Source organism: Nonlabens sp. Asnod2-A12, assembly GCF_045063745.1.
GTDB lineage: Bacteria > Bacteroidota > Bacteroidia > Flavobacteriales > Flavobacteriaceae > Nonlabens > Nonlabens xylanidelens.
In genome coordinates this window covers 2,426,413-2,448,271 of record NZ_JBEFOB010000003.1, presented here as the reverse complement: position 1 = coordinate 2,448,271, position 21,859 = coordinate 2,426,413, and the positions used below count along the sequence as shown (strand labels likewise).

General features: G+C 35.4%; 21 protein-coding genes. 9 read left to right on the top strand and 12 right to left on the bottom strand.

What is annotated here, in order from left to right; all coding sequences use genetic code 11:
* Window positions 1–8: 8 nt before the first annotated feature.
* Genes bioA through ACJJVJ_RS11205 form a run of 4 tightly spaced genes read right to left on the bottom strand, consistent with a single transcriptional unit; the run spans window position 9 to window position 3,424 of the window.
* The gene (bioA, locus tag ACJJVJ_RS11220) at window positions 9–1,286 is read right to left on the bottom strand and encodes an adenosylmethionine--8-amino-7-oxononanoate transaminase (protein WP_405370331.1); all 1,278 of its coding nucleotides are present in this window, start codon (window positions 1,284–1,286) and stop codon (window positions 9–11) included.
* A complete protein-coding gene (gene bioD, locus ACJJVJ_RS11215) occupies window positions 1,283–1,900 on the bottom strand; it encodes a dethiobiotin synthase (protein ID WP_104514026.1) in 618 nt (205 codons plus the stop codon). The genes bioA and bioD overlap by 4 nt, the downstream gene beginning before the upstream one ends.
* Window positions 1,893–2,306 (bottom strand): hypothetical protein, encoded by a 414-nt coding sequence (locus tag ACJJVJ_RS11210; protein WP_405370329.1) that lies wholly within the window; start codon window positions 2,304–2,306, stop codon window positions 1,893–1,895. Before ACJJVJ_RS11210 ends, bioD begins: the two co-directional genes overlap by 8 nt.
* Entirely contained in the window at window positions 2,303–3,424 is a 1,122-nt protein-coding gene (locus ACJJVJ_RS11205; protein ID WP_405370328.1) for an aminotransferase class I/II-fold pyridoxal phosphate-dependent enzyme, read from the bottom strand. The genes ACJJVJ_RS11210 and ACJJVJ_RS11205 overlap by 4 nt, the downstream gene beginning before the upstream one ends.
* A 319-nt stretch (window positions 3,425–3,743) precedes the next feature.
* Here ACJJVJ_RS11205 and ACJJVJ_RS11200 point away from each other — a divergent pair, with 319 nt between their 5' ends.
* The 3 genes from ACJJVJ_RS11200 to ACJJVJ_RS11190 all read left to right on the top strand — a co-directional run bounded on the left by ACJJVJ_RS11200 (window position 3,744) and on the right by ACJJVJ_RS11190 (window position 5,055).
* Window positions 3,744–4,283 (top strand): DUF2975 domain-containing protein, encoded by a 540-nt coding sequence (locus ACJJVJ_RS11200; protein WP_405370327.1) that lies wholly within the window; start codon window positions 3,744–3,746, stop codon window positions 4,281–4,283.
* 3 nt (window positions 4,284–4,286) lie between these two features.
* Window positions 4,287–4,490, top strand: a complete 204-nt coding sequence (locus tag ACJJVJ_RS11195) for a helix-turn-helix transcriptional regulator (protein ID WP_298951872.1) — start codon at window positions 4,287–4,289, stop codon at window positions 4,488–4,490.
* A gap of 139 nt (window positions 4,491–4,629) precedes the next feature.
* Window positions 4,630–5,055: an ankyrin repeat domain-containing protein gene (locus ACJJVJ_RS11190; protein ID WP_405370324.1), complete on the top strand. Its 426-nt coding sequence runs from the start codon at window positions 4,630–4,632 to the stop codon at window positions 5,053–5,055.
* A 308-nt stretch (window positions 5,056–5,363) separates the two neighbouring features.
* Here the strand turns inward: ACJJVJ_RS11190 and ACJJVJ_RS11185 are convergent, their stop codons facing one another.
* From ACJJVJ_RS11185 to ACJJVJ_RS11160, 6 genes are all read right to left on the bottom strand, one after another.
* Window positions 5,364–5,639 (bottom strand): F0F1 ATP synthase subunit epsilon, encoded by a 276-nt coding sequence (locus ACJJVJ_RS11185; protein ID WP_104514032.1) that lies wholly within the window; start codon window positions 5,637–5,639, stop codon window positions 5,364–5,366.
* Window positions 5,640–5,711: 72 nt separating this feature from the next.
* On the bottom strand, window positions 5,712–7,223 hold the full coding sequence (gene atpD / locus ACJJVJ_RS11180) for a F0F1 ATP synthase subunit beta (protein ID WP_104514033.1): 1,512 nt from the start codon (window positions 7,221–7,223) through the stop codon (window positions 5,712–5,714).
* Window positions 7,224–7,242: 19 nt separating this feature from the next.
* On the bottom strand, window positions 7,243–7,449 hold the full coding sequence (locus ACJJVJ_RS11175) for a hypothetical protein (protein WP_405370322.1): 207 nt from the start codon (window positions 7,447–7,449) through the stop codon (window positions 7,243–7,245).
* 42 nt (window positions 7,450–7,491) lie between these two features.
* Window positions 7,492–9,339, bottom strand: coding sequence for a glutamine--fructose-6-phosphate transaminase (isomerizing) (gene glmS, locus ACJJVJ_RS11170; RefSeq protein ID WP_405370320.1), 1,848 nt, complete (start codon window positions 9,337–9,339; stop codon window positions 7,492–7,494).
* An 11-nt stretch (window positions 9,340–9,350) separates the two neighbouring features.
* The gene (locus ACJJVJ_RS11165; RefSeq protein ID WP_405370318.1) at window positions 9,351–10,988 is read right to left on the bottom strand and encodes a DUF4270 domain-containing protein; all 1,638 of its coding nucleotides are present in this window, start codon (window positions 10,986–10,988) and stop codon (window positions 9,351–9,353) included.
* A 4-nt stretch (window positions 10,989–10,992) separates the two neighbouring features.
* Entirely contained in the window at window positions 10,993–11,823 is an 831-nt protein-coding gene (locus ACJJVJ_RS11160) for a glycogen/starch synthase (RefSeq protein ID WP_104514037.1), read from the bottom strand.
* A 76-nt stretch (window positions 11,824–11,899) separates the two neighbouring features.
* Here ACJJVJ_RS11160 and panC point away from each other — a divergent pair, with 76 nt between their 5' ends.
* The 6 genes from panC (at window position 11,900) to ACJJVJ_RS11130 (ending at window position 17,348) form a co-directional block, all read left to right on the top strand.
* Window positions 11,900–12,790 (top strand): pantoate--beta-alanine ligase, encoded by an 891-nt coding sequence (gene panC / locus ACJJVJ_RS11155; protein ID WP_405370316.1) that lies wholly within the window; start codon window positions 11,900–11,902, stop codon window positions 12,788–12,790.
* 62 nt (window positions 12,791–12,852) lie between these two features.
* Window positions 12,853–13,203 carry an aspartate 1-decarboxylase gene (gene panD / locus ACJJVJ_RS11150; RefSeq protein ID WP_104514038.1) on the top strand — a complete coding sequence of 117 codons (351 nt, stop codon included), beginning with the start codon at window positions 12,853–12,855 and terminating at the stop codon, window positions 13,201–13,203.
* 51 nt (window positions 13,204–13,254) lie between these two features.
* Window positions 13,255–14,190, top strand: coding sequence for a YbhN family protein (locus ACJJVJ_RS11145; RefSeq protein ID WP_405370314.1), 936 nt, complete (start codon window positions 13,255–13,257; stop codon window positions 14,188–14,190).
* A gap of 30 nt (window positions 14,191–14,220) precedes the next feature.
* Window positions 14,221–15,396, top strand: coding sequence for an alpha/beta hydrolase (locus ACJJVJ_RS11140; protein WP_104514040.1), 1,176 nt, complete (start codon window positions 14,221–14,223; stop codon window positions 15,394–15,396).
* Window positions 15,397–16,767 (top strand): DNA repair protein RadA, encoded by a 1,371-nt coding sequence (gene radA / locus ACJJVJ_RS11135; protein WP_104514041.1) that lies wholly within the window; start codon window positions 15,397–15,399, stop codon window positions 16,765–16,767.
* Between the two features lie 41 nt (window positions 16,768–16,808).
* Window positions 16,809–17,348, top strand: a complete 540-nt coding sequence (locus tag ACJJVJ_RS11130) for a TlpA family protein disulfide reductase (RefSeq protein ID WP_405370312.1) — start codon at window positions 16,809–16,811, stop codon at window positions 17,346–17,348.
* Between the two features lie 71 nt (window positions 17,349–17,419).
* Here the strand turns inward: ACJJVJ_RS11130 and ACJJVJ_RS11125 are convergent, their stop codons facing one another.
* On the bottom strand, window positions 17,420–18,196 hold the full coding sequence (locus ACJJVJ_RS11125; protein WP_405370310.1) for a hypothetical protein: 777 nt from the start codon (window positions 18,194–18,196) through the stop codon (window positions 17,420–17,422).
* A gap of 222 nt (window positions 18,197–18,418) precedes the next feature.
* Complete coding sequence (locus ACJJVJ_RS11120) at window positions 18,419–21,829, bottom strand: hypothetical protein (protein WP_405370309.1); 3,411 nt, start codon at window positions 21,827–21,829, stop codon at window positions 18,419–18,421.
* Window positions 21,830–21,859: the final 30 nt, after the last annotated feature.

The following is a 21,859-nucleotide window of genomic DNA, read 5'->3' as shown; positions in this document are numbered from 1 at the left end:
TCCTTAGATTAACTAATCTGATCTAAAAACTCTTCTAATAATTGATAAATAAAGTCCAATTCTGCTGACGTGGTAGTAAATGGTGGCACAATGTAAACTGTTTTACCTAGTGGCCTTAAAAACAAACCACGTTGCCAAAACCACTGAAACATCTCGTTACGTTTATTTCCATAACGCTCCATTTCTATGGCAAGGTCTATAGCAAGTATTACACCTCTAGTTCTAACTGCGGCCACATTATGGTGTGATTCAATTTTTGCTTTAAATTCTATATTAGACACCTCTATATTTTTTGCACCTGCTTGAATGTCCTCAGAGATTAATAAATCGATAGCAGCTGCAGCGACTGCACAACCTAGTGGATTACCAGAATAGGTATGTCCATGGAATAATCCTTTGGCAAGATTATCATCATAAAAGGCATCGTACACCTTTTGTGTACAAGAAGTAATTGCCATAGGCATGATACCACCGGTGAGCGCCTTTGATAAACAAATAACATCTGGCTTTGCCTCTATTTGATCACTAGCAAAATAAGTCCCTGTTTTACCAAAACCTGTCATCACCTCGTCTGCCACGGCGATAACTCCTTGTTGTTGAAATTTTCTAATCACTTGAGACAGCGCAGCAGCATCATTAAGTTGCATGGCTGCAGCTCCTTGAACTAGCGGCTCATAAATAAAACTAGAAATCTCGTGTTTTTCTAAAAGAGAGTGTACTAATTCTAAAACTTGAGGAAGATTCTCATTTGTTGGAGCAGGAATACGCACCACATCTATAAAAAAGTCTTCAAATGGTCCATTATAGACTGATAAACCACTAGCACTCATGGCACCAAAGGTATCTCCATGAAAACCATTTTCTAAGGCAACTACCATATTTCGTTTCTCACCTTTATTAAAGTGATACTGAAAAGCCATTTTAAGACCTATCTCTACACTAGTAGAACCATTCTCAGAAAAGAACAGTTTTTGCTGGTTATCTGGCAAGATACCGATCAGTTTCTCACCCAATGTAGCAACAGGCTCATGAGTCATACCAGCAAAAACCACATGATGCAATTGATCTACTTGTTTCTTAATTGCGCCAGTAAGAACAGGATTTGTATGCCCATAACTACAGGTGTACCAGCTAGAAATACCGTCAAAGTATTTTTTACCATCAAAATCATACAGATAATTACCCTTTGCATTAGCAATCGCAAGAGGCTCACTAGCCGTTTTATGTTGCGTTAGTGGATGCCAAATGAAATCGGCATCATTTTTTATGATATCCTTTTTGATCATAATGCTTTTAAAGCTTTTTGAAATTTTAAAGCGTACTTCTCCACTACCGACGCGTTTATTTCTTCTTCTTTAGATATATGACCTAGAGTATTAAGTCCCGTCATTTTTTCAATAACCTCAATTGTACCATCAAGATCTACATGATTGTATATAACGCCTACACAATTGAGTCCTTTTGATTTTAAAAGCGCCGCGCTTAACAACGTATGATTGATACTACCCAAATATCCAGAACTAACTAAAATGACTTTATCCTCTGGCATTATAAGATCCACAATAGTATCCTTATCATTTAAAGGAACTAATAGACCGCCCGCACCTTCTATAACCAGAGTATTTTCAGTATCAGGACGTATTACTTTATCTAGATCGATAGTAACACCATCTATTTGAGCCGCCTTGTGCGGGCTCATAGGTGTTACTAATCTATAAGCTTCTGGATGTATAGTAGTTATTGTATTTGATAATAAAGTAGAGATAGTCGCTTTATCAGTTTCTTCTAGACCACTTTGAATCGGTTTCCAATAATCTGCCTTAAGTGATTCTGTAACTATAGCCGCAACAACTGTTTTTCCAACATCTGTACCGATACCGGTAATAAATATTTTACTCATTCACGTCAAATTTTGTATAACAACTCTTACACTGATAATTGTAAGAATTAGAAAAAGGAAAGATGTTTAAAACAACCGCTTTCATTTTATCTGCAAAGGTAGGTGCCGTTTCAATATCACGTATTTCTCTAGCGTCTGTTTTTTCACAATTGGGACATTTTATATATTCTACACGATATTTTAATAAATCAGGATTAGATTGTTCTAAAATACCCATCGCTTTTATAAAATCCTCTTTATACACCAGCATTTTAACACCACCTATAGCGTTAGTAGCAAATGGATCTGTTGCAACGGTAAACTCATCTTTTAAGAAAACCTCTACCTGCTCACTCTCTAGCTTACCTTTTACTACAACAGCCTCTGCTGGATAAGCAAATACGGCTATGGTTTTAAATTTACTCATAGGTTTTTCAGAGTTTTAGCAAGTAATTGTAGCATGCCACTCATTTCATTTTCTGTATTAAAATTATGAATACATATACGCAGTCGTTCTTCACCCTTATTAACCGTAGGTGACAGTATCGCCCTAACATCATATCCATTCTCTTGGAGCGTAAATGCGGCTTTTTTTACCACCTCGTTATTAGGTATGATACAAGTTTGAATGGCGGTCTCGCTTTCGCGAAAGCGTAATCTCAATCCAGCTTGCAATACCAGTTTATTAAACAATATAATGTTACTAGTTAATCGAGAGATGACATCTTCACTACGACTCAAAGTAAGGTACCCATTTAAAATACACTGCAATGAATGCTCTGGCAATGCTGTGGTATAAATAAAACTGCGAGCATAATTAATCAAATACTCTTTAAGGTCTTCACTACCTAAAACAGCTGCCCCATGACATCCCAAACCTTTACCAAAGGTCATAACGCGTGCAAAAACATCATTCTCTAGATCCAGATGTTGCGCAAGTCCGGCGCCATTTTTTCCTATAACACCTAGTGCGTGCGCCTCGTCTAATATTAAATGTGCGTTGTCAAACCTGCTAACTAAATCTATCAATTTCTTAAGATCTGGCATGTCGCCATCCATAGAGAACACAGATTCTGTGATCACATACACCTGTCGACCCTCGGCCTCACTAAATTTTGATAGCAAAATTTCTAGATGTCTTAAATCATTATGACGGTATTTAAGAGATTTTGCCTGCGATAATTGTATCCCATCTCTAATACTAGCATGAACGAGTTGATCAAAAAGTATCAAATCTGCTCGATCTGTAAGTGCAGGTATGAGACCTATGTTTGCATCATAACCTGAATTAAATAGCAGAGCAGCTGGTGCATTATGAAATTGTGCAATTTGATCTTCTATCTGGTTATGTAAATCGCTATGTCCAGAAATAAGTCTACTGCCAGTAGCGCCATTAGATTGCGCTTTATGTGACACATGTATCTTAGAAAAACCTAGATAATCATTTGAAGAGAAATCTATAAGATGATCGTTTACAGTAAGTTTACGCAAACTCCCTGAGAAGTAACGCATACCTAAAAGAGTCTGTAGTTTTTCTGGAAGCATGATGCAAAAATAAGTGTTTTAGTATTCGGTTATTTGTTGTTCTCAAAAAATACAAGTTACCATTACATCAAAATAAAAACAATTTCTTGTTAAAAAAGCAAAACAGGTAGACGATGAGCTCGTCACAGCGTATAGAGCAAGCAAAAGGGCTATATAGTTGAGAAAACAAATTAAAGATCAAACTTCACCTTAATACACTTCAATCAATTAAACATCACATATTAAGTTATTTAACGAATTTTATTATCATTTTTCGATAATTTATTATTGTTAATCAATAATAATATGATAGGTTTGTTATTGAAAAACAATAATTATTATGAAAATAACTTGGCTCAGTACCTTAAGAGCAATACTTACGCTAGTATATTTCTTCAGTTGGATAAGTGCAGTTCTTGCGCCATTTACACTCTTCCTTTTTACCGATGGATTAGCAACGAAATTTACCAACTTTGGTGAAGACATTTATAATATTCACTGGACGTTTTATTTAGTGCTAGCTTTATCTGTGATAGGATATTGGTTTTTTCTAGGAATGATTTATCATTTGAGAAAAGCTTCTTACCGTATCTCACCGCATAGATTTATTGATGAGCTTATTAAAGTACATTTATATAAGGCAGGATTGTTTTGTGTGATCGGTTTATTAATTACAAAATTACCTACTTACATTTACAAATATGTAACAATGCCTATAGTTAAAGACATGGATCTTTCAGATTCTTCCAACAGCGTTCACCTTGGTATTTCTTTTGACTCTGCATTTGTACTTTTGGCTTTTGGTATATTCTTGATTATCATCTCCAAAATCATGAATGAATCGATCATTATTCAAGAAGAAAATGAATTAACGATATAACTCATGCCCATATACATCAACTTAGACATAGTTCTAGCACAAAAAGGCATGAAAAGTAATGAGCTAGCAGACATAGTAGGGATTACCACTGCAAATCTTTCCATACTTAAAACAGGCAAAGCAAAAGCGGTGCGTTTCTCAACTCTTGAGGCTATTTGTGAAGCCCTGGAATGTCAGCCTGGAGATATACTAGAATACAGAAAATAACTCTAAAAGAACTATTCACCTGGCCAACCAATTGTATTTTCTCTTAAAGCTAAATCCCTACAAATTAAAATCTATTGATAAACAGATAAAAGGTTTTAAACGATAGTGTTATATTAGCATATCTTAAAACCTAACAATGATGAAAAAAGTTCTTTTTATTCTCGCTCTAATCCTAGCAGGAACAGTAAGCGCTCAAGATTTAACTAGAGACATGACAATTGCCCTTAAAAACGACAGTCCTACTGACCTTAAAGTTTTTGTAACCGACTCTAATAAAGATAATTGTTTCCAAGCTGGTACTAGACAATCGACTTTACTACAATTAGCCGTACAAATGAATAGCGGTGACGTTATTTCTTATTTATTAGACGATGCTAAAGTAAACGTAAACCAAACATGTGGAGACAACACTCCATTAATGTGGGCAGCAAAAATGGGACGCGATAATACTGTATCTCTTCTATTAGAAGCTGGAGCTGATAAATCTGTTAAAGTAGATGGTAAGTCTGCATTAGATCTTGCAATGGCAAATGGTAATGAAGCTACCATTAAATTATTAAAGTAATTTATTATAACAACATACCTCGTTCTTAGTATCGAGGGAATTTATATAAAACCTGCAAAGCCTACTTTGCAGGTTTTTTGTTGCATTAAAATTACCGTCGGTTTCTAAAAACACAATCAGCAACAGTTTGAAAATTGATAGAAGTAATCTAGAGCCATTAAACTGATTAAACCTAAGAACATTCTAGTAAAACACACAAGAAGCTCCTTAAAGAAGCAATAGAAAGAATCTTAAGAAATCAAATGTCCTATATAAAAAAAGCCTCGATCCATAGATCGAGGCTTTAATATATTATGATAAGAACGTTATTAGTCTGCTAGGACTATCGCTTTATTATCTTTCATTTCTAGAACCCCACCAGTTATAGCAAAGTTAGTAGTACCATCTTCTTTAGTAAAAAGAGCAGCGTTAGCTTTATCTAACACTACATTACCAAATATCTTTACAGCACCTTTAGATAATAACGACACTACTGGCGCGTGATTATCTAACATCTGGAACTGTCCATTTATACCAGGTACAGACACAGATTCTACTTCACCTTTAAAAAGTGTTAATTCTGGTGTAACTATTTCTAAAATCATATTTGTATAATTTTATATCACAGTATCCAGTCGTCTTAATCAGATCAAGACGACGGTAACTGTATACTTATATTATGCTTCAGAAAGCATTTTTTCTCCTGCCTCGATAGCCTCTTCGATAGTACCTTTAAGGTTGAATGCACTTTCTGGAAGGTGATCTAACTCTCCATCCATAATCATATTAAATCCTTTGATAGTATCTTTAATATCAACTAACACACCTTTAAGACCAGTAAACTGCTCTGCAACGTGGAAAGGTTGAGATAAGAAACGTTGTACACGACGTGCACGGTTTACAGCCATTTTATCTTCTTCAGATAATTCTTCCATACCTAGAATGGCGATGATATCCTGAAGCTCTTTATAACGCTGTAATAATTCTTTTACACGAGTAGCACAATCGTAGTGCTCATCACCTAAAATATCTGCTGCAAGAATACGAGATGTAGAATCTAGAGGATCTACCGCTGGGTAGATACCTAATTCTGCAATCTTACGAGACAATACAGTAGTAGCGTCAAGGTGAGCAAACGTTGTTGCTGGTGCTGGATCCGTTAAATCATCTGCAGGTACGTAAACCGCTTGTACAGATGTAATAGATCCTTTTTTAGTAGAAGTAATTCTTTCCTGCATCGCACCCATTTCTGTTGCTAGTGTAGGTTGATATCCTACTGCAGATGGCATACGACCTAATAGTGCGGACACCTCAGAACCTGCTTGTGTGAAACGGAAAATGTTATCAACGAAGAAAAGAACGTCTTTTCCTTGTCCATCACCAGCTCCATCACGGAAATATTCAGCAATCGTAAGACCAGAAAGCGCTACACGAGCACGTGCTCCTGGTGGCTCATTCATTTGTCCAAATACGAAAGTTGCTTTAGATTCTCTCATTCCAGCTTTATCAACCTTCTGTAGATCCCAACCGCCTTCTTCCATAGAATGCATGAAGTCATCACCGTACTTGATAATCCCTGATTCTAACATCTCACGTAGAAGGTCATTCCCTTCACGAGTACGCTCACCAACTCCAGCAAATACTGAAAGTCCACCGTGACCTTTTGCAATGTTATTAATCAATTCTTGAATCAATACTGTTTTACCAACTCCTGCTCCACCGAAAAGTCCAATTTTACCACCTTTTGCATAAGGTTCAATAAGGTCGATTACTTTGATACCTGTATAAAGTACCTCAGTAGAAGTAGAAAGATCTTCAAATGCTGGTGCATCTCTGTGAATAGAAAGTCCATCTTTTCCAGTTTTAGGAAGATCTCCTAAACCGTCAATGGCATCACCGATTACATTAAATAGACGACCGTAAACGTCATCACCTACTGGCATTTTAATAGGATTACCAGTTGCTTTAACCGCTGTACCACGACTAAGACCATCTGTAGAATCCATAGATATTGTTCTTACTGTGCTCTCACCTATGTGAGATTGTACTTCTAGTACCAGTAAAGAACCGTCCTCTTTTGCGATTTCTAGTGAATCATAAATTTTAGGAAGTGCGCCTTCTGCACTGTCGAATGTTACATCTACCACCGGTCCGATGATTTGTGAAACGCTACCTGTAATTTGAGACATTTATATAATGTTTTAAAACTTAAAAAGATACAGCTTTTAACGGCTGTTTTTCGTCGCGCAAAGATACTGCTTTCATCTCTATAAAAATAAGGTGTTTTTTAATTTTTTTAGGACTCTTTAATATTAACCATTTAAAGAGGGACTTATCAACCCACATATCTGTAAATAAGACCAATAGGAATAAGCCGTGTTCCGCTTTCGCGAAAGCGGGAATAAAAAAAGCCATTCCTTAAAGAAATGGCTTTTCAACTTTTTAAATATAATCAACTTACTCTACAGTAACACTTTTTGCAAGGTTACGAGGTTGGTCTACGTTTTTATCTAACAAAACAGCTATATGATAAGAAAGCAATTGTAACGGAATAGTAGTTAATAAAGGTGTCATAAACTCAATAGTCTCTGGCACTTCTATTACATGGTCAGCAAGATTTTTAACATCTACATCCCCTTTAGTAACAATACCTATAATCTTACCGCTACGCGCCTTGATCTCTTGAATATTACTAACTACTTTTTCATAGTGACCTTTTTTAGTCGCAATCACGACAACAGGCATTTGATCATCAATAAGAGCGATAGGACCATGTTTCATCTCTGCAGCTGGATAACCTTCTGCATGGATATAACTTATTTCTTTAAGTTTTAAAGCTCCTTCTAGTGCTACAGGGAAATTAAATCCTCGACCTAAATAAAGACAGTTTTTTGAGTCCTTATATATAGCAGCAATTTTTTCTACAAGATCGTTAGTTGTTAATGCCTCAGCAACTTTCTCAGGAATAGTCTCTAACTCTTTAAGATAGGTATGGAAATCACTAGTAGAAATTTTACCTTTTTTCTTAGCTAATTGTAGCGCTATCAATGTAAGCACAGTTATTTGCGTAGTAAATGCCTTTGTAGAAGCTACACCTATTTCTGGACCTGCATGAGTATAAGCTCCTGCATGACTCTCGCGAGAAATAGAACTACCTACAACGTTACATACACCAAAAACAAACGCTCCACTTTCTTTTGCCAGCTTAATAGCCGCCATAGTATCTGCTGTTTCTCCTGATTGAGATATAGCAATTAGAACATCGTCTTTATCAATTACTGGATTTCGGTATCTAAATTCAGAAGCATACTCTACCTCAACTGGTACTCGTGCTAACTCCTCAAAAACATACTCAGCCACAAGACCTGCATGCCATGAAGTACCACAAGCAACGACTAAGATACGTTTTGCGTTAATAAATTTATCTATATGGTCATCTATACCAGCCATTTTAATAAGACCCTGATCGGCTAGCATACGACCTCTAAAAGTATCTCGTATTGCATCCGGTTGCTCATAAATCTCCTTAAGCATAAAGTGATCGTAACCACCTTTTTCAATTTGCTCAAGATTCATTTGTAACTCTTGTATATAAGGATCTACTAAAGAATCATTTTTGATTTTTCTTATTTTCATATCCTTGTGCGTGCGCACAATAGCCATCTCTCCATCTTCTAAGTAAATAGCATTTTTAGTAAATTCTAAAAACGGACTTGCATCACTAGCAATAAAATACTCATTATCACCAACACCTATAGCAAGTGGAGACCCTAAACGGGCTACAACTATCTCATTAGGTTTTTTGCGATCAAAGACTGCAATAGCATAAGCACCAATAGTCTGATTCAGTGCGATTTGAACAGCTTTCCCTAACTTTACTTTTTCCTTCTTTTGCACATCTTCAATAAGGTTAACTAAAACCTCTGTATCCGTATCTGACTGAAAAGTATAACCTCTATTTTTTAACTCTTGCTTTAATGGCTCGTAATTTTCAATAATACCGTTGTGTATGATAACTAAATCACCATTATTAGAAAAATGAGGATGTGAATTCACATCGTTAGGCACTCCATGAGTTGCCCATCTCGTATGACCTATAGCGATAGTACCATCAGTAGAAATTTCTGCTTCAAGTTTTTTTTCTAAGTCTGCTACTTTGCCTTTTGTCTTAGAAAACTTTAATTCTTTACCGTCATAAATAGCAATTCCTGCGCTATCATAACCTCTATACTCAAGTCTTTTTAAACCATTTAATACTATAGGGTATGCCTTACGGTGCCCTATGTAACCTACGATTCCACACATATTTGTTTTTTTTAGTTGGTTGTTTCTGAATAATACACCTTTAAGACAGGCCTTTTATCCACCTCAGGGGAAAGGTTTCCATAAATAACTGTTCCTTCATGAGAAATAGCTGCACTAAGAGGGATCGCTTCTAGATCTGGATTATTGACAGGAGCATCTGAAACACCTGTATTCCCTAAAAGCGAAACATTTTGACTAGTAACAATAGCCAATCTATTATTCTCAACATTACCTTGAATAATATTATTTAAATGCTGAGTAATTCTAAGCTTATAAAACGTCCCGTCGGAATCTAAATCATCTGCAACAACTCTTTCTAACCTACCTAAGTGATTTGTATTAGCGTCTACACCTGTTAAAGTAGATGTTCCAAAAACAAAATCAGCAAGCACCGTATTCTCGTCATAATCGTATATTAAAATACGCTCAGGTTCTGATTCTCCACCCTCAACAATAGATTGATTTACAAAAAACTCAATAGAAGCTTCATTTATAAGCCAATCGTTTGCTATAATACTAGAAAGCGCAGGTGCTTCACCATCTATATCATTAGTGGCCTGACCGAATAACTCTACAACCGCTAAAGAACCAGATCCTCCTTTTAAATATAAATTCTCAGCACCATTAATCGGATCATTTGAAGCTGCAATATCTGCTTGTATAGGAGCAGGGAAACTATGATCAATGAACCCAACTTTATTTCCGTCAAAATTAATTACAAAATCAGAACTAACTCTTAAAAACTCAGTAACATCACCATCACCATCAACATCTGCCGTATCCTCTATAGCTGTATCAGTTTCTACAACATAAGTAATATTTGCATCTGTCAAATCAAAATGAACCATATTTCCTAAAGTACTACTTCCCTCAACTTTAAAATAAAGTCCTCTAAAATAATTTTGAAAATTACTTGAAGTAGCTAATTCAGGCCTAGCATCTATTATAGATCGGTCAGGATCTGAATCTAGTTGAAAAAGAATTTCCTTCCATTGATCAATCGGTAAACTAACCCTCAATCTCGGAGACAACCTACTAGTCGTGACTAACTCTCCCTCATCATCTATTTCTGTAATAGCAATCTCACTACTAATAGGGTAAAAGGCATCATTTTCATAAATTAATTCCCCCTTATTCATATCTATAGTACTTTCTAAATCTGAATAATAAGCAGCTCCTTGAGTTACATCAGCAGAATCAAAACTGCTTAAAAAATAATTGTTACGATAAACTTGTAAGTGAACCGGACTACTGCCATAAAGAGAATCTATTTCGTAAGTCGTTACTTCATCTTCTATAGAAATCGCTGTAGAATAATATGGAACTTCCATAATTACTTCTTTAATTTCTGCATTTCCACTAAAATCAGGGTTGACATTAGCAATATTCACCTGAGTAACAAATCCATAATTAGAAGTTCCATAAACAGGATCGTTATAAGTACCAAAAGGAAAAGAAGTGAAATTATTAGTTTGCACAGGATTAACTGGCACACTGTATGTCTTCACATCAAATACAGCCTCTTGAATCACATCAGAGGCATCTTCTCCTAAAAAGTTTGCTCCCAAAGGAGTTAAATCATTATCACAGGACACCACTCCTAACATAGCCACGACAGCAATCGCAGCACTACATAACATTTTTTTCATTTTCTTAAGCTTCTTCTTGTTTTTCGTTTAAAACTTGATCAAGATAGAACTCTTCATAAGCATCAGCAAATTCTTCTGGTGAGTAGTACTTTAAAACAGGCTTATCTTCTTGCCCGTCAATATACTCATCAATTTCAGAATCTAATTCTTCACTTCCTTTAATAATAGCATCACTATACTTAATTGCGCTCTTCATTAAATTAACATAAGTAGGGTCTTCAAATTCTTCAAGAGCCTCGTCATCTAATGCATCATATTGAAGTTTCTCAATCATCTCATCATCTAACGCTCCTTCAAAGGATTGATTATATATTGAGGTAACTATTTTACTTTCCTCAAATAATGGATCATTACCATAATAATTTTTCAAATACAGAGGAAGAAGACTAGCTAACCATCCATGAACATGAATAATATCTGGTGCCCAGTTCAATTTTTTCACTGTTTCAATAACTCCTTTTGCAAAGAAAATCGCACGCTCATCATTATCTGGAAACAACTCACCATCTTCATCTGTAAGAGTTGCCTTTCTTTTAAAGTAATCTTCATTATCAATGAAGTAAACCTGCATACGTTCTTTAGGAATAGACGCAACTTTTATAATGAGAGGCATATCAAGATCATTGATAATCAAATTCATACCACTAAGGCGAATTACCTCGTGTAACTGATGTCTTCTCTCATTTATATTACCAAATCTTGGCATAAAAATACGTATTTGACCACCACGATCGTTCACCATTTTAGGGGCAAAATAAGACATAGATGAGGCTTCTGTCTCTGGTAAATATGGTATAACTTCTGACGATACGTATAGAACTCTTTTTTCCTTCATAGATCTTTTTATTGTTGCCTAACTTTTAGCAAGTTGCAAAAATAAGCAATTTCTTGCACTTTGCTTTGTAAACCTTATGTTTGTAGGCACTATCATGTTAAAGAATGTTATGATTTTTGATTCACACAAACTACTTACAGAATACCTTAACAATCATATTCACAGTAAAAAAACTGTAGGATTTGTCCCAACTATGGGCGCTCTTCATGAAGGGCATATATCTTTAATGAAGCAAGCTATTTCAGAATGCGATCACCTGGTAGTATCCATCTTTGTGAATCCCACTCAATTTGATAATAGAAATGATCTAGATAAATATCCGCGTACTGTAGAAAAGGACGTTCTATTTATTAAAGAACATATGGACCCTAATAAACTAACTGTTTATGCACCCAGTGTTGAAGATGTTTATGGAAATAATGCCGCCGCAAAAAGCTATTCTTACGACGGATTAGAAAATGTGATGGAAGGTGCAAACCGCCCTGGACATTTTGATGGTGTAGGTACCATTTTAGAATTTCTATTTAAAGCAGTAACGCCAAACAAAGCTTTTTTTGGAGAAAAAGATTTCCAACAATTACAAATAGTTAAAAAACTAGTTGAAAAACTAGGTCTAGACTTAAAAATTATAGGTTGTCCTATTAAAAGAGAACCTCATGGTCTAGCCATGAGCTCCAGAAATGAGCAACTATCTAAAACTGCAAGAGAAAAAGCAGCTTTTATAAATACCACTTTACTTAAAGCTCAAAGTTATTTTAAGAAAAACAGCATTTTAAAAACCCAACAACTAGTTCACGATCTTTTTAAAAAAGAACCTGACTTTACACTTGAGTATTTCACAATCACTAGTGAAGAGACCCTGCACCCAGTAACACGCAAATACAAAAAACACCATTATAGAGGTTTTATAGTCGCTCGTATAGAAGGAGTGCGATTAATAGATAACATCTCATTACCCCAAAACTAGCTCTTAAACAAGAAATTAAAAGCTATGATTAAATAATTTACAGTAAATCGTATATTTGCCACATGTTAATTACAGTTGTAAAATCAAAAATTCACCGCGTTAAGGTAACCGGAGCAGATCTTAACTACATAGGTAGCATCACAATTGATGAAGACCTAATGGATGGTGCAAACATCGTAGAAGGAGAAAAGGTACAAATCGTTAATAATAATAACGGTAATCGCCTAGAAACCTATGCTATTCCAGGACCTCGTGGTAGTGGAGAAATAACACTTAACGGTGCCGCCGCTAGAAAAGTTTCTAAAGGAGATGTATTGATCCTCATATGCTATGCGCAAATGAGCATGGAAGAAGCAAAGAAATTTAAACCAACGCTTCTTTTTCCTAATGAAGAAGACAACACGCTTTCATAAGTATTGAAGGCTCTTGCTTTTAAAATAATAAAAATTGCCCTACCACTACTGTTGGGCTTTTTTCTTATTTACATTTCTTACAACCAGTTTACTGATGAAGAAAGAGAAAAAGTATACTCTTATCTTCTAGATGCCAACTATGCATGGATAGTACTTGCAGTTACATTTGCCTTTTTGAGCCACTTATCAAGAGCCTGGCGATGGAATTACATGCTAGAAACTCTAGGTAAAAAACCTAAATTCATAACTAATGTTATGGCTATAGGCGCAGGGTATGCCATGAATCTTATCATACCTCGCAGTGGCGAGATCTCTAGAGCAGCCATAATCAACCGGTCTGACCACATTCCTATGGACAAAGCGATAGGAACCATTATAGCAGAGCGTGTTCTAGACCTTATCATTCTTTTAATAATAACAGCTACTGCCATACTTAGTGCGGGCGATGCCATTATTGGTTTCTTTAAAGATCATTTAGAATCCGCTTTCGCGAAAGCGGACCCAGTAAAAGCAACTCTCTACATTGCTATCTTTTTATTAATTATCATATTGATCATTTTTATCTCTAGAAAACTTCAATTATTCAATAAAGTAAAAGGATTTATTCTAGGAATGAAAGAAGGATTTATGACCATATGGACCATGAAAAAAAAGTGGCTCTATTTCTTCCATACTTTATTTATTTGGAGCATGTACCTAGTCATGTTCTATGTTAGTATTTATGCTATCCCAGGTATTGAAACTATACCCATAAGCGCCATTTTATGCGCCTTTGTAGCTGGTAGTTTTGCAGTAGCATTCACAAATGGAGGCTTTGGCGCTTACCCATATTTTATCGCACAGGTATTGTTAGTTTTTGGTATTTCAGAAACATTAGGAACATCATTTGGATGGATATTATGGCTTTCTCAAACTATGTTAGTTCTCGTATACGGTCTAATATCTTTACTATTGTTATCCTTGAGAGGTAGCGTTTCAAGTAAATAATTGTAAATTCCCGATCATAAATTTCTCTTGATGAATAAGTTTACAACCCTCGCAACCCTCCTATTCATAGGACACCTAGCATTCTCTCAAGCATTATATAGATCTTTTCCAAGTGACGTACTGGGTGAAGACCGTAATGTGAAAATTTTAAAACCACGTAATTATTCTAAAAATCCAGAAAAGACTTATCCTCTTATTATAGTATTAGATGGAGATTTTTTATTTGAACCAGTAGCAGGAACTGCAGACTATCTTGCTTATTGGGATCAGATGCCAGAGTCCTTTGTAGTGGGAATAAATCAAAGACAAAGCCGTTATGACGACACTGAAATAAATCAGGATTCTGGTTTTCCAGAGCAACAATCTCTTAAATTCATGGATTTTGTTATGGAGATAAAACAAACCATGGTAAATGAATATAGAGTTGCACCTTTTACCGTTATAGTTGCCAAAGATATTACAGCAAACCTTGCTAGCTTTTACCTAATGCGAAAAAAAATAGCAATAGATGCATTGATACAGATTGACCCAGAGTACTCTCCTATAATTCAACAAAATCTGATTCCTAAAATTAGCCAATTGCAGGAATACAACTATTTCTATGTAGCTACTCCAGAAAAGGACAACTCCCTAAGTGAGATAATAACTACCGAGACCGATTCACTATTTGCAACTAAGAAAAATCTTAACCTGAAACATGATAAAATAGAAGGAACTAATAAATACTCGGTTGCAGCACATGCAATACCTCGTGGTTTAGATTTCATTTTTCAAGAATACCAGCTTATAGACGAAGAGCAACTACTAGAACAAGACCTTGCCGAAGAAGCTAAATTTGAAGGAGATGAGAAGAAAAAAGGAATGGTACGCATCATTGATCGCATTCAAGAAAAATATCGATTAATAAAAGAGGTTTATGGAGTAGATATGAAACTGCGCCTGGTAGATCTAGTCACCATAGCCGATTATGTTGAATCTAAACAAGACTGGGATCAACTTATAGATATAGGTGTGCTAGCAAACGAGGTATATCCAGATATTCTTTATGGCCGTTATATAGAAGGACTAGGATATGAAGGAATAGGCAGACCATCTAGAGCGATAAAAGCCTTTAATGCTGCCTATGGACTAGAACCTGCAGTAGGTATAAGCAAAGAAGATGTTCTTGATAAAGTAGAACTGCTACAAATAAAAGAAAAAGAGTAAATGGCTAAAGTAAAGACTACCTGGTTTTGTCAAAGTTGCGGCTCGCAACATTCTAAATGGCAAGGACAGTGTTCCACTTGTAAAGAATGGAATACACTAGTTGAAGAGGTCGTTCAAAAGGAACAGAAAAAAACTTGGGAAAGTGCTGTTGGAGAAGTTCCGCTTTCGCGAAAGCGTGCCCCAAAACCACAATTAATATCTGAAATAAATGCTGCCGAGAGTCCTAGACTGGACACCACTAATGCAGAATTCAATAGAGTTCTAGGAGGTGGACTAGTTCCTGGCTCCATTACTCTTTTAGGTGGTGAACCTGGTATAGGAAAATCAACTTTACTACTTCAAGTATGCCTTAATTTACCTTTTAAAACACTTTATGTGTCTGGTGAAGAAAGTGCTCAACAAATTAAAATGCGAGCAAATCGCATCAAAGAAGAGGCTGTTAATTGCTATATCCTCACAGAGACTAAAACGCAAAACATATTCAGACAAATAACTGAAGTAGAGCCAGATGTTTTGATTATAGACTCTATACAAACACTTCAAACAGATCATATAGAGAGCTCTCCTGGTAGTGTTTCTCAAATTAGAGAATGTACTAGTGAGCTTATTAAATTTGCCAAAGAAACGAACACTCCTGTGCTCCTTATCGGCCACATTACTAAAGATGGTAATATCGCTGGTCCTAAGATCTTAGAGCACATGGTAGATACGGTGTTACAATTTGAAGGAGATCGCAATCACACGTACAGAATATTAAGAGCGCTTAAAAATCGTTTCGGTAGTACGCATGAGATAGGTATTTATGAAATGCTAGGTCATGGATTAAGAGAAGTAACTAACCCTAGTGAGATTTTAATTTCACAACGTGGTGCGACACTAAGCGGTACTGCGATAGCTGCCACCATGGAAGGAATGCGACCACTTATGATAGAAGTGCAAGCGCTAGTAAGCACAGCTGTTTACGGAACACCACAACGTAGTGCGACAGGTTACAATCTCAAAAGACTTAACATGATTCTAGCCGTTCTCGAAAAAAGGGCTGGTTTTAAACTAGGTCAGAAAGATGTGTTTCTAAATATCACTGGCGGAATCACTGTAGATGATCCTGCGATAGACCTTGCTGTTGTAGCTGCTATTTTATCTTCTAACTTTGACCTAGAGTTATCCTCACAGCACTGTTTCAGTGCAGAGGTAGGATTAGGTGGTGAGATACGACCAGTAAGCCGCATGGAGCAACGTGTGAATGAGGTGGCAAAATTAGGTTTTGATAAGGTTTTTATCGCGCCTAGCAAACAAGAATTTAAAAACACAGGAACTGAAGTACAAGCCTTTTCAAAAATTGAAGATTTAGTTCGATATTTGTTTAGTTAGAAACAATAGGTTTCAAGAACATCAAAGTCAAAAACAAGAAAATGAAAAATATATTTATAATTCTAGCAGCAATACTAATAACAAGCTGTGGTGAGCAAGCTAAAAAAATAGAAAAGAAACAAGCTGTAAAATTTGCAGACGCTGATATATCTAGTAATGACATTGTACATCTTACAGATTTTGATGATAATTACACTAACCTAGATCAAATTTTAGCAGACAATAAAGGTAAAGTAGTATATCTAGACATATGGGCCAGCTGGTGTGGTCCTTGTAAAGCGATGATGCCCTATTCTGAAAAACTACAAGAAAAGTACAAAGGTAAAGACGTGACTTTTATCTTTATTTCTACAGACCAAGATCCTGGAAAATGGGAAAGAGCTGCAAAACAATTTAACCTGACAGAAAATAGTTTTCTTGCTCGCAACTATCCTAAAGCAAAGTTATTTCAAGATAACAATGTGAGTTCTATACCTAGATATATGTTGTTTGATAAAAATGGCCGCATGGTAGATGACAATGCCAGAAGACCAGCAGAAAAAGATCTTGAGACCACTATTGATGGGTTTCTAGCGATATAAAATGTGTTTTCAGTAATTTAAAACCCCTAACAAAATAAATTGTAAGGGGTTTTTAAATGATATATTTCCAGCTATTTCTTGCTCTTAAAAATCCACCCTTTACGTGGGAAGATGTTTATGGAAAAACTTAAATAATCTCCTGTCCAGTTGTGTTGGGTCACCGTATCTGGTGATACATCAAGATTAGTTGCAAGAACGGCTTGATCTATTATATCTACAAAATGGTAATGATAAGTCATATCTATGCGCCACATCGTATTTTTAGATTTGAGATAAAAACCCAAACCTATATTTGCTCCACCAGTAATAGGACTATCTACTTCGCTTTCAAATGATATCCTTCTAGCAATATTATTGATGCCTGTGCTACCACCTAGATCGTCTCCTTCTGTAACGGCGTAGTACATAACTTCTAAACCTACATGACCAGAAATAAAAAACCAATCATTTACTTCTTTGACATAAGAGAGATCAACTGGTAGATGGTAACTCCAGTAAGGAGATTCAGAGCTCAAAATTGTAAGATCAGTACTAAGTCCCACATCTTCTGCTAAAAATGTTTCCGAATCTTTTCTAACCATATTACGAACAAAAAATCCGACACTCCAATTCCAATTTTTTCGTTGGCTAAAATTGTATTCTAATCCTAAAGCTGGTACCCAAGTATCTTGAGCCTCAAAAAAAACACTAGAATCCCCTTCATTACTCCAATAAAGATTTTGATACTTTATTGAAAAAGAAAATTTAGAATTATTTTCAAATAACTTTACTGCGTCATCATCATTTTGTGCAATCGTATAAAAAGGGATCATGCAAAGCATAATCCCTAGAAGCTTTTGTTTTTTCACCTTTTAAGATTAGTTGATTAATAATTGATGATCGATCACGTTAAAGATAATTTAATAATTCCTATAATATTATATATCAACGCCCAGCCTTAACAAAACACTATAATTTTAACAGAAAAACACTACATTTAAAACAGTATATAAATTTATAACTTATTATTTATGGATTGATTAAGCATTTCCATTTATTAATTTTAAGAAAAATGAAAATATTTGATATATTTAAAAAAAAGCCTTCAACTGCACACTTCCTGTATGGACAGTTTGTGCAGTTTCACTACTACGACCATTATAACTTAAATTAAGATCTAGAAATTTAGTCAGGTTTTTCTGGAATAAAAAATTCCAAGTAAAATTGGTTCCTGGCTGTAATCCTTCTAACATCTGGAAGCCTACCGGTGAGAATGCCTGACCTTCAAAATCATTTTTTACATATTTGATTTCGCCATTTACAGCATATTTTTGAGCCTTATTAAACGCCCAGCCTAAACCTACATTATGCTGGTTTAACACAGCTACATCATTTACCTGATTGTCTTTACTTTGAAATTCGTAAAATACCTCTAGACGGTTGCTATTATCAAACAAATAAGACAGTTGAGGATTCAATAACACATCGTCGATCTCGTAATTTCTATTAGAAAAATTCTCACTACTACTAGCGCTCTTCCCTTTTTGAGCATTAAAACTAAACAACCACGTATCTTTTAACTTGTGTATAAATCGTAGTTGATGATTCTCTATATCACTGGCGATACTACCTATACTTTGCAAGTTCTCATTTGCCGTGCTTAAATAGGTATAGTTAGTGGTGTAATTTTGCTTACCACGATTAAAAAACAAACTGTTTCTAAAACTTAAATTTAACCCTAACTGATCATCACTTGTACTAAACGGATTAAGGTTAAAATTCTCACCTTCTCTAGCAACCATACGATCGATTAAATAACTGGTCTGGTTGTAAAATCTAGAAAGAAACTTTTTAAAACCTTTTTCACTAGTCCACGAGATAGGATTTAAAGTGAGTGTTTGTGAGAATTTATTTTGATGACTAGGTAAGAACACCTGATTAGGCAGCAATATCCTCACAAAACTAGCTTGGTCCTGAAATTGTGCTACTTCAAATTCATTAAGGTCTTGAATGCCGTCGTTATTATAATCTATCCAGGTAAAAGTTCCTTGACCAGGATTTACTGACACATAAGTAAAATCTTGTCTTGCTATTCTTGCACTATTCGTCTCATAAGTGGTATTTAAAAGTATTTTACCTCCATATATCTTACGCTTGTATTGAATTCTAGAATTAAAAGAAACCTCGTCGTCTACGTCTTCTAGCTCGCTTTTCAACTTTCTATAATTTGCATACACTAATAGAGTACTTACCTTATTTTTTATAGGTTGAGATCTTACGTAATAATCATTAGAAGCATTTACTCTAGACAGATTACCGTCATCACGCAGGCTATCATTGACGCGGTTTCTATATCCTACTTCCACATAAGTCGTAGTAGTATCTCCACGGCCAGCATAAAACTCATATCCAGCAAATCTTTGAGATAAACCAGACAACTCGTTAGTCACAGCTAGTCGTTGCTGGTTATCTTCACTTTCTATTCGAGTACCGGCATAATACTTTTTTATTTTTCTTAGAACATCTACATTGATACGGTTAAACTGAGATTCTTGTTCTATAGAGCTAGTGTTAAGCACGCTTCCGCGAAAGCGAGCTAACCACAAACTATCTTGATAAGATGCTACTAATTCATGACGATTTCCTTTGTAGAACTTATCAAATTCTAAATGTTGATAGGTATATGAGCCAGAAATAGTTGAGTCTCGTGCATAATTAAGACCTAAGGTGGTAAATAACTGACTGCCTTGCACAGTTTCTAAATTCCAATCGCGATTAAATTCTATGTTATAAACACGTTCTACATTTCTGAAGTTTTCTTGTATAAAATCTGTATTGAGGTGTACACTTAACGACTGTAAGCTATCCTTACCTAATAATTGTTGTTGTGCCGCTATTTTTAAAGCAACCCCTTTATTATCACCATCATCAATGGTAGAGAATTTATTTAAATCTTTATTACTCGCTGCAAATTCTGTAAAAATCTGAGTTCCTGCGGTAGGTTCATAACTTGTTTTAAGACCAGCTATAGTAAGAATCTCTGGAGTAAACAACTGTATAACCGGCTCATAACTACCTTGCGGCACACCGTTTATAGGAGCGATATATTCATAAATATTTGCAATCGCCTGATCGTTGATAAGACGGTAATTACCTTGATTAATTCCTAAAAAACTAAACCTTACATTAAATAAAGCATCATTAGGGTCTTGAGAAAATATAAATCGTTCTGCTCCATTAATGAATTCCCTGCGGTATAGAATTTGGTTTTCAGAAAAATCATCAGGAATAGCGCTAGGTGCGATTGCAAGATCAGGATCATCACCTGCTTGCACTAATATGGCGACTTGCTCATCGCTTAAATTTTGTTGTAGAGGCTGGTTTTTTGCATCAGTTTCTGTATAAATATAACTGTCTATTTTAAGCTTTTTAGACTCATAACCACCTTTACCATAACCTATGAATCTAGTAAAATTACGCTCGCTGTATTGATATTCTATAGAAATACGCATCTCACTCGTAATAGGAAACGTAGGTGTAAATCGCAACTCTCCTGCGTTATAGTCAATTACATAATCCTTATTCTCACCTCGTGTTAACGGAATTCCATTAACAAAAACACGCTCACTACCAGAAACTACAAGTATGAAAAGTTCACCATTTTGACCTGTAAGTTTATAGGGTCCCTGATTTCCTTCCTGACCAGTAAACCTGCTTATATTAAATGTTCCTCTAACTAGAGCACCTGCAGCACCTGCATAACCTCTAGAATCTTCTCCATTAAATTGTACTTGCCCAGAAATTCCTTGAACACGCTTTGTAAAGTTGTTGAACTGGTAATCTTCTTGAATTAAATCTACATCTCCAGCTCTTATGCTCCAGTCATCACTATATAATTCAATAAAAATTTGATCAAACTCGTCTAGACGCTGCGAATACCCATTTTGAGTTTGCGGTACATTTGCATCTTGTATGGACGCACGCAAAGAAACTTTATCACTTAATTTCCCTGTAATCCTTAAATCTAATTCTGAGTCTACAACACTATTCTGGTTGTTACCTACTCTCACACCACGTGTAATACTACCAGAAGTTTGAAGACCGTTAAAAGGTACAAATGCGTTAGTAACAGTAGGCTCTTGCAAGGTGATAAGCTGTTCTTGCTTGCTATCATTATCAAGTATAATCTTAGGATCGTAAATTCTATACGTTCTAGTAAGAAAATCTGGTAACGGATTATAAACTACATCTATAGAATCTGTCGTTATTTCTAGTTTATTTTTAAATAAAAGTAAAGACCTAGAATAATCGATGGTATATCTAGAACTATCTATAACGATGCCATTTTTATCCATAACTTTAAAATAAGCTGGACTAATACTTATAGAATCCACAAGAACAGAATCTTTAACCGCAATGCGTTTTTTTATCAAGTCTGCATATTCTTGTGCACCAGCAATACTGCTGTAAAACAAAAGAATAAGAAAGAACTTGAATTTCATATTTACAATAAACAGATCTGGATCAAAAAT